This window comes from Desulfacinum infernum DSM 9756 (genome assembly GCF_900129305.1).
Classification (GTDB): domain Bacteria; phylum Desulfobacterota; class Syntrophobacteria; order Syntrophobacterales; family DSM-9756; genus Desulfacinum; species Desulfacinum infernum.
The window spans coordinates 37,445-51,158 of the sequence record NZ_FQVB01000033.1 but is presented as its reverse complement, the minus strand read 5'-3'; the positions used below and the strand labels follow the sequence as shown (position 1 = coordinate 51,158).

Genomic DNA, 13,714 nt, shown 5'->3' with positions numbered 1-13,714 from the left:
AGATGGGGTTGTACGGCCAAATCATCGCCAATGCATCCTCAAGGTGGGTCATTTTTGATGGCCGTAGGTGGGTCATTTTAGTTGGCCATTAACAAAGGCACCCCGGCGCGGATTGACTTGAGGAGGGGAGTGTTCTAGGAATCGTAAAGTTTTCTGGGCGGTTGAAGAGGATCCAACGGATGGAAACGAACCGGGTGTTTCCGGGGAAAAGGGGAGGTTGGCACGTTGAAGACTTTCGAAGGAGAAGATTCCAGGCTGGCCGGACTGGGCTGGATACCGGATTCCGGGCCGTGTTCAGGCGCCTACGTGCTGCATGGAGGCCGCACGCTCATCGACACGGGGAACATGCTGGGCCTTGTGGACGAGCTTCGGGAAATGGGGCCTGTGGAAAACCTGGAGCGGATTCTGCTCACCCACGCCCATTTCGACCACGTGGGCGGCATGGCGGAGATCTATCAAGTGACGGCCCCCGATCTGTTCGTCCACAAGCTCACCCGGGAATACCTGAAGCTGCTTCGCCCTCCCTTTCCCGAATTCTTCAGGAGCGTGGAAGAGGCGGGAAAGATGCATTTTGTGGAAGACGGGGATGTGATCGACGGCGATCCGCCCCTGGAGGTGTTGCACCTTCCCGGTCACACGGCCGGGGATCTGGCTTTCTACTGGCGGGACGCAGGGGCGCTCTTTGGCGGCGATGCGGTATTGCCCCACAAGGAGCGGTTTGCGGCCGTCCTTTCCAAGCCCGACGAGGTCCTGGGCGGTCGCATGCAGGACAAGGTGAGCACGCTCAGGCGGCTGCTTTCCCTTCCCATCCGCCATCTTTTCCCGGGCCACGGAGAGCCCGTTCTTCACAAGGGGGACCGGCAGGTGAAGATCGCCCTGGTGACCCTCTATCAGGCCCTCCACGAGAACCCGCCCGAAACGGCCTGGCTTCTCATGGCGCGGGATCTCCTGGACGCCGGGCAGCCGGAAGAAGCCCGCGAATGCTGGAAAAAGGCCCGTTCCATCGCCCCCGACTCCGACGGCGTCGCCCAAATGGCCAAGATCTTCGAGTAGCGGGGCATTTGAAAGTCGGCGGACAGACTCTGACAGCGTAGAGCAGCCCTTGCCTCCAAGAGGCTGTCCGAGGACTCCACCAATCGTCACTCCCGCGCAAGCGGGAGTTCATAACTTACTGAAAATTCTGGATCCCCGCTTCCGCGGGGATGACGGATGGGCGTTGAACGGCGCAAATCAATCGTTTTCGGACAAGCTCCTAGCCAACAGATCAACGCGTTTTTGGAGGGGCGGGCTTTGCTCTCTCCCGTGAGGAACCGCGCCTTCCTTACTGCTGTTTGCCCAGCATGAGCATCACGGCGGTTTCCCCTTCGTCCTGGGTCACCATTACGTGCATCATCCGGTCACCCTTTACCCAGTGGCCCTGGATGCCTTCCTCCTGGGCCATCTCCATTTGGGATTCCCAGCCGTCTCCGCTCAGAGCCTCCTTGTAGAACGCGAACACCTTCTTGGGTTCATCCTTGGTGTGGAGCATGACCTGGGTGCCCTGCTGCATCTTCATGGCCATCTCCACGGTGGAGTCGGGGTATTGGGCCACCACCTGAGCCATCTCCTCGGGATAGTCCACCTGGGCCGCACCCGGTGCCGCAAGAACCCATGAACACAAGACCAAAACCGGCAACATCCACTGCAAGGCTTTCATGGGACCCTCCTGTGAAAAAGGTCAAAGATCGGTAAAGTCTCTAAAGGGGAACTTTTAAAGCACTTTACGACCAAGTGAACCTACAGGACAAGCCGAAAGTGCCAGGAAAGGCCACATCTTTTCAGGGGGTTGGCGCACGGTTCCTTTGGCGTCACACGGCCACGGGAAATTCCTTGTTTTTGGCAATGGTGGGATCGAAAGGGCAGGTTTCCCGGTCATGGCCGTCGGTCCCGTAGGCGGGCCAGCCTCCTGGCGGCGGAGGCTCAAGGCGAAGTCGGACCCTTGATCCTGCCGGCCTGGGGAATCGTTCGGGCGAAACGGCATACAACCGGTCTCCCGAATCCAATTCCACCAGATACATGGATCCGGCTGCGGACAACACGGATCGCACCACAACGGCGCTTACAGGACCTGCCGGATCCTGGACCAGATCCGGAGGGCGAAGCAAAATGTCCACTCCCTCACCCGCAGGGCTTGTGCTTTGTCGGCGAATCGGTAAAACGCCCAGAGATGTTGCCGCCGCTTTGGAAGAAATCAGATGCCCGGGAAGGAAGGAGGATACTCCCACGAATTCCGCCACCGTCCGGGTGGCGGGGTCCAGAAATAGTCGGGTCGGCTCATCCCATTGGGCCAGCTCCCCCCCGTCCAGAACCCCCACCCTGTCGGCAACGGCGAAGGCTTCTCCCTGATCGTGCGTGACCATGAGGGCCGTGATGTCCTGCTTCTTGAGAATTTCCCGGACTTCCAAAGCCAAATCTACTCGAAGACAGGGGTCCAGGTTGGAGAAGGGTTCGTCGAGGAGAAGGAGCATGGGGCGAGGAGCCAAGGCCCGTGCCACGGCCACCCGCTGCTGCTGCCCCCCCGAAATCTCGTGGGGATATCTCTCTTCCATACCTTCCATCCTCACGAGCCTCAGAACCTCCGCCGTTCGGGCCTTCCGTTGGTTTCGGGGAAGGTGGCGCAATCCGAAAGAGACGTTGGCGGCCACCGTCAGGTGCGGAAAAAGAGCGTAGTCCTGAAAAACCAAACCGATTTGCCTCTTGTGTGGAGGCACGAGGTGGGTGCGGTGAGAAAGGAGCCTGTCTCCCAGGGTAATCGTTCCGTCCCGCAGGGGCTCGAAGCCGGCGATGGCCCGCAAGAGCGTGCTCTTGCCGCAACCGCTTCGACCGAGTAGACAGCCGATTTCACCCTTCTCCAGAGTCATGGAAAGATGCCGGATGACGCATCGGTTGCCGTAGCGGCAGCTTACGTTCTGCACGTTCAAAAAGGACATCTCCCGTTTCCTTTCCGTTATTAGACCCGGACGCCGCGGCTGGCGAGCATCATGGGGATTGAGCCCACCAACACCAGGATCAAGGCCGGCAGAGCGGCTTGTTCCCAAAGGCCCTCAGAGGTCAATTCGAAGATTCTCACCGCCAAGGTATCCCAGCCGAAAGGGCGGGTCATGAGCGTCAGAGGCATTTCCTTCATGACCTCCACCATGGTCAGAGCTCCGGCTGCCAAAAGACTGGGGGTGAGCAGGGGCAGGTGGATCCGACGTAAAACGCCCCAGCCGGATTCTCCCAGGGATTGCGCCGCGTTCTCCAATTGGGGCGAGCATCGCTCCATGCCGCTTGCCACGGCCCCATGGCCCACGGCGAGAAAACGAACCAGATATCCGAAGAGCATGACCAGAAGCGTCCCCTTGAGCTGGAAGGTCCCATCGCCGAAGGAAGAGATTTTGAGATCCGCCAGAAGATTGTCCAAAAGAGCAAAGGGCAGGTAGACCCCGACGGCCAAAACCGATCCGGGAAACGCATAACCCAGGGTGGCTATGCGGACGCCCAAGTCGGTGGCCGTACCGGGAGATCTTCTCTGCCAGAAACTCATCATCAGGGACACCCCAACCACCACCAGTGCCGCCAAGGTTCCCAGGAAAAATGTCCTCCCGACCAGCAGCAGGTCGCGTGAGGGTATTTGGCTTAGTTGGGGGAGGGTCCAGGCCAGGAGCTGCCCCATGGGAAGCAGGACGGAAAGGAAGAGAACCAGGAAAGCGTAACCGGTTGCCAGCCACTTGGTCCTTGGGCCCAGGGGCGGCGGAATCGCTCGGGATGAACGGGTCGATTGGTGGTATCGCCTCCGACGCCGTTCCCGGTGTTCCAGAAAGGCGCACAGGAATACGAAGGAAAGGAGGGTCAAGGCCAGTTGGGCCGCCGCTTCGATGGAAAAGAGGCCGTACCAGGCCTTGTAGATGGCCGTCGTGAAGGTGTCGTAATTGAAGACGGCCACCGTCCCGAAATCGGCCAGGCACTCCATGACGACCAAAAAGAGGGAGGCCCCGATCCAAGGGCGAGCCATGGGCAGCACCACCCTCAAGAAAGCGGAGACGGGAGAATGGCCCAGACTTTGGGCCGCCTCTTGAGTGCGTCCGCTCAGACTTTGAAATGCCTCGCGCAACATGAGATACACGTAGGGGTAGAGGGCCAGAGTCATGGTGAAGATGACGCCGCCTCGAGACCGAACGGAAGGAAACCATGGAAGGTCTCCTCCCATCAGCTTTCGAAGATAAGTCTGCACAGGCCCCGTAAAATCGAAGAGCCCCACCATGACGAACGCCAGCACGTAGCCCGGCATGGCGAGAGGAAGCGCCAAGGCCCATGAAAAGATGCGCCTTCCCGGAAAATCGCGAAACGCCACCAACCATGCCAAGCTGCTTCCCAGCAAAAGGGTGAAAACTCCGACTCCAAGCACCAGCCAGAATGTGTTGGACAGAAGCCCCCACATCAAATGCCTGACCAGATGATCCCATACGTTCCTGCTGTCGCCCAGGGCGGTCCGCACAATGGCCCACAAGGGCAGTGTGATCAGGACGGCAAGGGCCCAGATGGCCCATTGCCGCCCTGATCCAGGGAGAAAGAAACGGCGCACTGAAGGAATCGTGCAGGTGACGGCTTTCATGGGTTGCCTATCTGTATCCGGCGCGATCCATCAGCATGATGGCGGCGGCTTGGAGTTCCCCGGCTTGGCTCAGGTTGAAGGAGCTGGCTTTGAAGCTCCCCCAGCTTGCCACCGTCGGATGGGGAGAAACGGAGGGATCCGCGGGATATTCCATGTTGAGGTCCGCGAAGATCCGCTGAGCTTCCGACGTGGAAAGCCATTCCAGAAACCGGACGGCCTCCTCCTCGTTCTTGGCATGACGGACGAGCCCGCCGCCCGACACGTTCACATGGACCCCGTTTCCGTCCTGATCCGGCCAGAAAAGGGCCAGGGGAAGATCCGGCTTTTCTTTCATGAGACGACCATAATAGTAGGTGTTCACAATGCCCACCTGGCACTGGCCCGCGGCGATGGCCTCCAGCAGTTTGGTGTCATTGGAAAAGACGTCCGTCGCCAGGTTGGCCACCCAACCTCGAACCATCTCCTCGGTGGCCTTCTCGCCGTTTTGGGCCATGAGCATGGCCACGAGCGATTGGTTGTAGACCTTCTTGGAAGTCCTCAGGCAAAGCCTCCCCTTCCACTTGGGATCGGCCAGGTCCTCATAGGTGGTCAGCTCCGAAGGATCCACCAGCTGGGTGTTGTAGGCGATGGTCCTTGCCCGCACGGAAAAACCGAACCATCGACCTTGAGGGTCTCTGAGGTGTGACGGGATGTTCTTTTCCAGTGCCGGGGAAGAGACAGGTTGCAGCAGGCCTTCCCGGGCTGCCCGCCAAAGGTTTCCGGCGTCCACGGTCAAAAGGATGTCCGCCGGGGTGTTGGGTCCTTCGGCCTTGAGGCGCTGGATCAAGGCCGGACTTTTGTCGGTGATGTAGCGGATGGAGACCCCGGTCTTCTGGGAATAAAGATCGAAGAGGGGTTTGATGAGGTGTTCATTTCGAGCCGAGTAGACCACGAGGGAGTGGGTATCGGCGAGGGCGTTGAACGTGGACACTGCCATGAGTGCCAGAAGCAGGGTGAGCGAGAAAGTGAACCGCTTTTTCATGAAGTTTACCTCCCATTGTTGGATGCATGACAAGCATTTTCGAGACCACGAACGTAATTAGGCGCCTCTAACTTTTTTGTCAACAAAAAACGATCCAGATTCATGCCACCGTTTCCTGCGGGTCCGGACGGATCGCCTTCACCACGGCTTCGGCCAGGTCCTTGGTGAGGAAGGGCTTGGAGAGAACGGCGCGGATGTTCCCATTGGGCTTCAAGGTTTGGGAGGCCTCATGGTAGCCCGTGCAGAGGATCACCGGAAGATCGGAGCGGATTCGGGCGGCCTCTTCCGCCAGGTCCACGCCCGTCATGTGAGGCATGGTGAGGTCCGTGATCACCAGATCGAAGGCGTGCGGGGCCGAGCGGATCCTTTCCAGGGCGGCTCTGGGGTCGGTGTCCGTCTCCACCCGGTAACCCGCCTTTTGGAGCATTTCCCGGCCCAAGGTTACCACCGATTCCTCGTCGTCCACCAGAAGAATCCGCCCGGTTCCACGGGGCAGAGGGCTTTCGGACGTCGGCGGTTCCGCCGTGGCCGGTTCGGCCACGGCCGGAATGAAAACCCGAACAGCCGTCCCCTTGCCCGTTTCGCTTTCCACCTGGATGAAACCGCCGTGATCCTTGACGATGCCGTGCACCACGGCCAGCCCCAGGCCGGTGCCCTGGCCCGGCTTCTTGGTGGTGAAGTAGGGATCAAAGATCTTGTGGCGTATGGATTCGGGAATGCCGCAGCCCGTATCGCGCACTTGGAGCCGTACGTAAGGTCCCGGTGATACCCCGGGGGGGCAGGGGATGCCTTCTCCTCCCACCAGCACCTCGTCCAGGACGATCTCCAGAAGGCCGGGTTTGCTTCCCATGGCGTGGGCGCTGTTGGTGCACAGGTTCATGAGCACCTGGTGCATCTGGGTCGGGTCGGCCAGTACCACCGCGCGTTCGGCCCGGATGGTGCATCGGATGTCGATGGTCGTGGGGATGGATGCCCGCAGCAGCTTGGTGGTTTCCTTCACGATGGTCGACAGCTCCAGCGGCTTGGGGTGCCGGTCCCCCTGCCGGCTGAAAGTGAGAATTTGAGCCACCAGGTCTTTCGCCCGCTGTCCCCCCTGGAGGACCCTTTCGGCGTATCGTTTTCCGGGATCGTCCGGGGGAAGGCGTTGGAGCAGGAGTTCCGTGTAGCCGTTGATGGAAAGGAGAATGTTGTTGAAATCGTGGGCGATGCCGCCGGCCAGGGTGCCGATGGCTTCCATCTTCTGGGCCTGGCGGAGCTGATCTTCCAGGCGGCTTTTTTCCGTAACGTCGCGGTACACGGCCACATAATGGGTCAGGCGGCCCCGGCCGTCGCGGATGGCCGAGACCTTTCCTTCCAGTTGGGTGGGGGCGCCGTCCCGGCTTGCCGTGCGGACGCGTCCCGTCCACACGCGCCCGGACAAGACGGCATCCCGGATTTCATAGCGGGTGGCTTCCTCCATACCCAATCCGGGCAGGTCCCATGGGGCCCGGCCCAGCGCCTCCTCCCGCGTGTAGCCGGAAACCTTCTCGAAGGCCGGATTCACATATTCGATCCGTCCGTCCCGGTCGGTGACGATCACCACGTCCGCCGTCTGGTCCACGGCCGTGGCCAAGAGAATCCGCTGTTCCTCCGCCTTTCGACGCTCGGTGATGTCGGTGAGGATGCCCACCACACCCCCCACGGCCCCGTCCTTCAAACGGAAGACAGCTCGATTGAAGATCACGCTTCGCGGGCGTCCCTCCCGATCCAGAATCTCCTGTTCCTCCACGTGCATGTGACCGCTTTCCAGGAGCTTGCGGTCCCGCTCCAGCCACGAAAGGAAGACGGCGGCCTTTTCCAGATGTGCGAACGCGCCACCACCGGGTTGCCCGGCCTCTTCCAGGCCGAAAAACTTCAAGAACGCCGCGTTGCAGCCCGCGGGGCGGCCCCGGGCGTCGGTGTAGTAGATGGGGTTGGGGATGGTGTCCAACAGGGTCTGGAGAAAGGCATACTGGGCTTGCAGGCGATCTTCCGCCTCCTTTCGAGCCGTCTCGTCTTCCAGGATGTAGAGTGTCTCTCCCGTGACGGGGATGGTCAGCAGGGTGACCCGCAACCAAAGGTGCCCTCCGTCCCGGGTTCGCCCCAAGCACTCTTTGGAGGCATAGGCGGACTGGGCCGCCTCCCGCCGAAGCTCCTCCAAGAGCCGGGCGTCTTCCACCAGGTCGTCCGGGCGGAGGATTCCCACGGCCTCCTCCGGGCCGAATCCGAACGTCTTCTGGGCCCACGTGCTCCAGGTTTCAAATGTTCCGGAAGGGGTGAGCAGGGACACGAGCACCGGCATCTCCTGGAGGATGAAGCAGGACCGGCCCCGCTCCAGGTCCATGATCTGCTGATGGGTTCTTCGCACCACGGTTTCCACCCGGCCCAGGTAGCCCGCCATGAAGAGGACCAGGGACGAGCAGAGGAGAAAGGCTGCGGTGCCGAAACCGATGAGCATTCGGCGGGCATGGGCCACCCGTTCCGTGATGTCGGTGAGAACGGCGATGTCTCCGATGCTTTTTCCGGAAGCGTCCTTTAGATGGAAAAATCGCGAGCGGTAGGTTCTTCCGGCCCAGCCGAACCGAATGTCCGTCTGGCCGGCTTGATGGTTTTCTTCGTCGATGTAAGGAACGAGCGGTTCCGGAACCGGCGACAGGGTGGTGTCGCTGAGGACGACCGTTCGGAAGGCCGTCCACGTGTCGGGCCTGCCCAACACCTTCTGGCCTTCACTCCACAAATCTCGATCCAGACGCTCCTTTTCCACGAAGGCCGCCAGGTGAAGCCCCGTGGCTTGGTGAATGCTCGTTAGAATGGTCCCCACTTCCTTGCCCAGCTCCAGAAACCCCATGAGGCGGCCGGCATGGATCCAGGGAATCACAACGCGCAGCGTCAGGGTGCCCATGGGCCCCAGCTCCACCCCGCGGGCGGTCTTCAGGGTGGTTTGGGCCCGGCGGGCCGTCCAGCGGGTGATCACATCTCCGGAAAGTTTGGGGTGATGGACCCTCAGGAAGACCCGAAGGGACGGGTCCATGAAGTAAAAGTGGGTCATGTGATGGTTCTGCTTGAGTCGGACAAAATCGGGAGCCGCCGCTTCCAACAAGGAATCCACCGACCGGAGTGTGAAGGCCTCCAGCAGGGCCGGCTTGGCGGCCAGTTTCAGGAGGGCCTCCTCCATGAGGCCGGCTTCCCGCTCGAGGGCGGTCTCCCAGAGGCTCCGAAAGCTTTCGAACCGGCGCTGGGAAAACTCCCGCGTGGAGCTCTCCAGGACCCGGTGGATGCCGAAGACGAAAAGCCCCAGCAGCAGGCTCATGGCCACGACGAACGGCACAAGCACCGGCCCGCGCAACCGAAAGAGCCCCGACGCCCCCTTTTCGGCGGCGCTGGCCGTCTGGGCCGCGGCTGACTCGCATTTTCCCATGAACTCGCCTCCACAGGTTCCGGCCACCAAAGACTTTCTCACCAAAAACATCGGAAGATGGCGTCCGGAACATAAATCCTACTTTTGTGCTGGGAAATAATAGTCGGCGGGCCCGGGGAACGCAAGATCCCGGGGATTACCTTGGGTCGGACGATGAAGGAAGACAGCCGCACCGAGCGGTGCCATTGCCCGCGTTCAGCAGGCCGTTCGCTTGGGCTGTTGGCGGCGGTGGGATTCGCCAGGCAATCTGCGCAGGGGCGTGGACGGCCCCCGCCACTGCGCAGGAGGTGAATAAGTACGGGCGGGCTTTACGCCCGCCCTTCAGGAGTTCACCACGATAATGAATCGCTCAATGGGTTTTTACCTTCCCAGGTGGAGGTCGAAGCGGTCCAGGTTCATCACCTTGTTCCAGGCGGCGATGAAGTCGTGGACGAACTTCTCCTGGCCGTCGTCGCTGCCGTAGACCTCGGCGATGGCCCTCAGCTGGGCGTTGTGGCCGAAGATGAGATCCACCCGCGTGGCCGTCCACCGGAGATCCCCCGTCTTGCGGTCTCGGCCTTCGAACACGTGGGCGTCTTCCGACACGGGGTGCCACTCGGTGCCCATGTCCAGAAGGTTCACGAAGAAGTCGTTGGTGAGGACCTCGGGACGCTGGGTGAAGACGCCGTGGGGTGAGCGCTTGTGGTTGGCATTGAGAACCCGCATGCCGCCCACCAAGACCGTCATTTCCGGGGCGGTCAGGGTCAGGAGCTGCGCCTTGTCCACCAGCAGGTGTTCGGCCGGGATCCTGTAGGGCGATTTGAGGTAGTTGCGGAACCCGTCGTAGATCGGTTCCAGCACCGCAAAAGACGCCACATCGGTCTGTTCCTGGAGGGCGTCCATGCGTCCGGGCGCAAAGGGGACCGTCACCTGGACCCCGGCGTTTCGGGCCGCCTGTTCCACGGCGGCGCAGCCTCCCAGGACGATCAGATCGGCCAACGAGACCTTCTTGCCTCCAGCCGCGCCGGCGTTGAACTCCTTTTGGATCCCTTCCAGCACGCCCAGCACCTTGGAAAGCTGCTCGGGCATGTTCACCTCCCAGTTCCTCTGGGGTTCCAGGCGGATGCGGGCGCCGTTGGCGCCGCCCCTCTTGTCGGAACCGCGGAAGGTGGCGGCCGATGACCAGGCGGTGTAGACGAGCTCCGAGATGGAAAGTCCCGAGGCCAGAATCTTGGCCTTGAGGGCCTGGATGTCCGCCTCGTCGATGAGCGGGTGATCCACCGGCGGGATGGGATCCTGCCAGATAAACTCTTCGGCAGGGACATCCGGTCCGAGGTACCGGGAACGCGGGCCCATGTCCCGATGGACCAGCTTGAACCAGGCGCGGGCGAAGGCGTCGGCGAATTCATCGGGATGTTCCATGAAGCGCCGCGAGATCTTCTCGTACACCGGATCGAAGCGCAGCGACAGATCCGTGGTCAGCATGGTGGGCCGGTGTTTCTTGTCGGGATCATGGGCATCGGGGACCACCTCCGGAGCGTCCTTGGCCACCCACTGCTTGGCGCCCGCCGGGCTCTCGGTCAGCTCCCATTCGTACCGGAACAGGTTGAAAAAGAAATTGCTGCTCCACTTGGTGGGCGTGACAGTCCAGGTGACCTCCAAGCCGCTGGTGATGGTGTCCGGCCCCTTGCCGGTCCGGAAGGTGCTCTTCCAGCCCAGTCCTTGCTGTTCGATGGGGGCCGCCTCCGGTTCCGGCCCCAGGTGGGAGGCGGGTCCTGCGCCATGGCACTTGCCGAAGGTGTGGCCGCCGGCGATCAGGGCTACCGTCTCCTCGTCGTTCATGCCCATCCGTGCGAAGGTCTCCCGGATGTCCTTGGCCGCCGCCACCGGGTCCGGGTTGCCGCCCGGGCCTTCGGGGTTGACGTAGATGAGACCCATCTGGACGGCCGCCAAGGGATTTTCCAGGTCGCCCTGGGCGGTGTGGCGCTGGTCTTCCAGCCACTGGCCTTCCGCACCCCAATAGACGCTTTCATCCGGCTCGAACCAGTCTTCGCGCCCGCCGGCAAAGCCGATGGTCTTGAACCCCATGGATTCCAGGGCCACATTGCCGGCCAGAATCATGAGGTCGGCCCAGGAGATCTTGCGGCCGTACTTTTTCTTGATGGGCCAAAGGAGCCTTCGGGCCTTGTCCAGGTTCACGTTGTCCGGCCAGCTGTTGAGCGGAGCGAAGCGCTGCTGGCCGGATCCGGCCCCGCCCCGGCCGTCGCCGATGCGGTAGGTGCCCGCGCTGTGCCAGGCCATGCGGATGAAGAGACCTCCGTAGTGGCCGAAATCCGCGGGCCACCAGTCCTGGGAATCGGTCATGAGGTCGCGCAGGTCCTTTTTGACCGCTTCCAGGTCCAGGGACAGGAACTCCTTGGCGTAGTTGAAGTCCTTTCCCATGGGGTTGGCTTCGGGCGAATTCTGGTGAAGGATCTTCAGGTTCAGTTGGTGGGGCCACCAATCCTTGAGGGATTTGGGTTCGTTGCCGGTGGGTTTGGCCGGTGCGGTCATGGGATTCCTCCTGGCTTGGTTAAACATTCGCTCCTAACAAAGAATCATTTTCCATAGAATCAAAAAATTTTTAGTCCCCCCGTGCGTCGGTCTTCTCGCGGCACTCCGGGCACACTCCGTAGAAGTCGAGCCGATGGGTGACGATGGTAAAGCCCGTTTTGCGGCCCATCTCTTCGGCCAGCTCTTGAAGGCCGCTCAACTCGGGATCCCGGATCCTTCCGCAGCTCGTACAGATCACATGGGGATGAGGGAACGGCTTGCGGGCGTCGTACCGGTTGCCGGCATCATGGAAACCCAGCTCCAAGACCTCGTGCATCTCCTTAAGGAGCCCCACCGTCTTGTAAACGGTGGCGAGGCTGGTGGTGGGAAAGCGCTTTCGCACCTGCGCGAAGATGGTCTCCACGCTGGGGTGAAAATCCGATTCCACGAGAATTTCCAGGACGGCCAGCCGTTGCGGGGTGATGCGGAACCTCCTCCTTTTGAGCTTCTCGAGCATCTGCTGGAGTCTTTCCTGGGCATGGCGGTCCACTCGAGAAGTCCTTCGGTTCGGGGGCAATCTTGATGGAAAACGATTCTTATTTAAAAAAGAACCTAGCCCGTACGGGGCACGGGGTCAATGGGAAAAATGATTTGCTTGCTAATAAATGTTGTGCTAGCAAAAGATGTCGTCCCCCTCCCACCTCAAGGAGCGGTCCATGCTCTTCGAAGACTGTCTCTGCTTTCAGCTTGCTTCCCTTTCCCGTTTCCTTTCCAAACACTATCGGGATCGGATCGCACCCTACGGCCTCACCCAGGCCCAGTTTTTCATGCTCATCGCCCTTTACGAAGAGGACGGGGCCCTTCCCAGCCGCCTTGCCGAAAAGACCCACCTGGACCGGCCCACCGTGACGGGCCTCATCGACCGATTGGAACGGGACGGCTGGGTGGAGAGGCGTTCGGACCCGGAGGACCGGAGGTCCTTGAGGGTCTTTCTCACCTCCAAGGCCCTGGAACACAGACAGCCGCTTCTGACCGTCTACGACGAGGTGAACGGCCTCTTCCTGCAAAAGTTCCGTCCCGAGGAATGGCAGGCCTTCCGGGCCTTCCTGGATCGCCTCCGGGACGCACATTGAGAAGCCCCGAGGCGGGGATAAACCAGGCCCCTGCAAAAGCCAAAGGGCTATTGGGTAGGGGCGGGGTTTATCCCCGCCCGCAAAGTGCGACATTCCTCCTGATGGCACGAAGAAGTGCCGCAACCGCACACAGGAGGTCTTGCTGCGAGAATCCTTCAAAAGAATAAAAGGCGCGATACGCGGCTTCATGTGTGTCTAACGGTTAGCACGGTGCGGGGGCAGCGGTGGATTCCTTTGGAAGAGGGAGAAAACTTCAGGGGGGAATCGTCATTGGCCCCCACGTCCCAAGTCTTTGAAGGTTTTGTGATCATATTTCATGGCAATACGATCCGAAGCGGGAGGGGAAGATGAAGATCCTGGCCATCAATGGTAGCCACCGGAAGGGGAAGAACACGGCTGTCATGCTCGGCCTGGTGTTGGAAGAGGCGGCCGCGGGCGGAGCGGAAACGGAGCTGGTGGAACTGGCGGATTGGCGCATCGAATACTGCATCTCCTGCAACAAGTGCCTGCGCGAGCCTCAGTGCTCCATCCGGGGGGACGACATGGCCAAACTGGCGGAAAAGATGTTGGCCGCCGACGCCCTCGTCATCGGTTCGCCCGTCTATTTCGGCAACGTCACGGCCCGGCTCAAGACCTTCATGGACCGAACCCGGTGGCTGCACATGCGGGAAAACCTGCTGGAAGGGAAGCTGGGGGCGGCCCTCACCCACGCGGGTTTGAGAAACGGAGGCCAGGAACTGACCCAGGTGATCCTGGAGCGGTTCCTTACCGCTCACGGCCTTCGCCTGGTGGAAGCCCGGGAGCCGGCCGGTCCCATCTACAACACCGCGCCCATGGGGACCCTCTACGAAGGACTGGACGACGGGCGTTTCCGATGGCGGAAGGGCGTCCTGGAAGATGAACTCACGGTCGTCATGTGCCGGATTCTCGGCCGCAACCTGGTGCGGTTGGGAAGCGGGGCCGAAACGTAAGGGCGGGAG

Annotated in this window: 10 protein-coding genes; 3 read left to right on the top strand and 7 right to left on the bottom strand. The window is 61.2% G+C overall.

What is annotated here, in order from left to right; translation table 11 throughout:
* The first annotated feature begins 225 nt into the window (after positions 1–225).
* Positions 226–1,053 (top strand): MBL fold metallo-hydrolase, encoded by an 828-nt coding sequence (locus BUB04_RS14855; RefSeq protein ID WP_073040883.1) that lies wholly within the window; start codon positions 226–228, stop codon positions 1,051–1,053.
* 268 nt (positions 1,054–1,321) lie between these two features.
* Here BUB04_RS14855 and BUB04_RS14850 read toward each other — a convergent pair whose 3' ends face one another.
* From BUB04_RS14850 to BUB04_RS14820, 7 genes are all read right to left on the bottom strand, one after another.
* Positions 1,322–1,696 carry a hypothetical protein gene (locus BUB04_RS14850; RefSeq protein WP_073040881.1) on the bottom strand — a complete coding sequence of 125 codons (375 nt, stop codon included), beginning with the start codon at positions 1,694–1,696 and terminating at the stop codon, positions 1,322–1,324.
* A 151-nt stretch (positions 1,697–1,847) separates the two neighbouring features.
* The gene (locus BUB04_RS14845) at positions 1,848–2,969 is read right to left on the bottom strand and encodes an ABC transporter ATP-binding protein (protein WP_073040879.1); all 1,122 of its coding nucleotides are present in this window, start codon (positions 2,967–2,969) and stop codon (positions 1,848–1,850) included.
* 20 nt (positions 2,970–2,989) lie between these two features.
* Entirely contained in the window at positions 2,990–4,384 is a 1,395-nt protein-coding gene (locus BUB04_RS14840) for an ABC transporter permease (RefSeq protein ID WP_218588482.1), read from the bottom strand.
* Between the two features lie 256 nt (positions 4,385–4,640).
* Complete coding sequence (locus tag BUB04_RS14835; RefSeq protein ID WP_073040875.1) at positions 4,641–5,654, bottom strand: Fe(3+) ABC transporter substrate-binding protein; 1,014 nt, start codon at positions 5,652–5,654, stop codon at positions 4,641–4,643.
* A gap of 100 nt (positions 5,655–5,754) precedes the next feature.
* Complete coding sequence (locus BUB04_RS14830) at positions 5,755–9,090, bottom strand: PAS domain S-box protein (RefSeq protein WP_178372012.1); 3,336 nt, start codon at positions 9,088–9,090, stop codon at positions 5,755–5,757.
* A 360-nt stretch (positions 9,091–9,450) separates the two neighbouring features.
* A complete protein-coding gene (gene katG, locus BUB04_RS14825; RefSeq protein WP_073040871.1) occupies positions 9,451–11,622 on the bottom strand; it encodes a catalase/peroxidase HPI in 2,172 nt (723 codons plus the stop codon).
* Between the two features lie 70 nt (positions 11,623–11,692).
* Complete coding sequence (locus BUB04_RS14820) at positions 11,693–12,151, bottom strand: Fur family transcriptional regulator (RefSeq protein ID WP_245795210.1); 459 nt, start codon at positions 12,149–12,151, stop codon at positions 11,693–11,695.
* A gap of 166 nt (positions 12,152–12,317) precedes the next feature.
* Here BUB04_RS14820 and BUB04_RS14815 point away from each other — a divergent pair, with 166 nt between their 5' ends.
* Together BUB04_RS14815 and BUB04_RS14810 are read left to right on the top strand one after the other, a co-directional pair.
* Positions 12,318–12,734, top strand: a complete 417-nt coding sequence (locus BUB04_RS14815; RefSeq protein ID WP_073040869.1) for a MarR family winged helix-turn-helix transcriptional regulator — start codon at positions 12,318–12,320, stop codon at positions 12,732–12,734.
* Positions 12,735–13,081: 347 nt separating this feature from the next.
* The gene (locus BUB04_RS14810) at positions 13,082–13,705 is read left to right on the top strand and encodes a flavodoxin family protein (protein WP_073040867.1); all 624 of its coding nucleotides are present in this window, start codon (positions 13,082–13,084) and stop codon (positions 13,703–13,705) included.
* Positions 13,706–13,714 lie beyond the last annotated feature (9 nt).

Coding starts and splice junctions, on each gene's coding strand:
- BUB04_RS14815 (WP_073040869.1), top strand. CDS start 12,318: ATGCTCTTCGAAGACTGTCTCTGCTTTCAGCTTGCTTCCCTTTCCCGT.
- BUB04_RS14845 (WP_073040879.1), bottom strand. CDS start 2,969: ATGTCCTTTTTGAACGTGCAGAACGTAAGCTGCCGCTACGGCAACCGA.
- BUB04_RS14830 (WP_178372012.1), bottom strand. CDS start 9,090: ATGGGAAAATGCGAGTCAGCCGCGGCCCAGACGGCCAGCGCCGCCGAA.
- katG (WP_073040871.1), bottom strand. CDS start 11,622: ATGACCGCACCGGCCAAACCCACCGGCAACGAACCCAAATCCCTCAAG.
- BUB04_RS14810 (WP_073040867.1), top strand. CDS start 13,082: ATGAAGATCCTGGCCATCAATGGTAGCCACCGGAAGGGGAAGAACACG.
- BUB04_RS14850 (WP_073040881.1), bottom strand. CDS start 1,696: ATGAAAGCCTTGCAGTGGATGTTGCCGGTTTTGGTCTTGTGTTCATGG.
- BUB04_RS14835 (WP_073040875.1), bottom strand. CDS start 5,654: ATGAAAAAGCGGTTCACTTTCTCGCTCACCCTGCTTCTGGCACTCATG.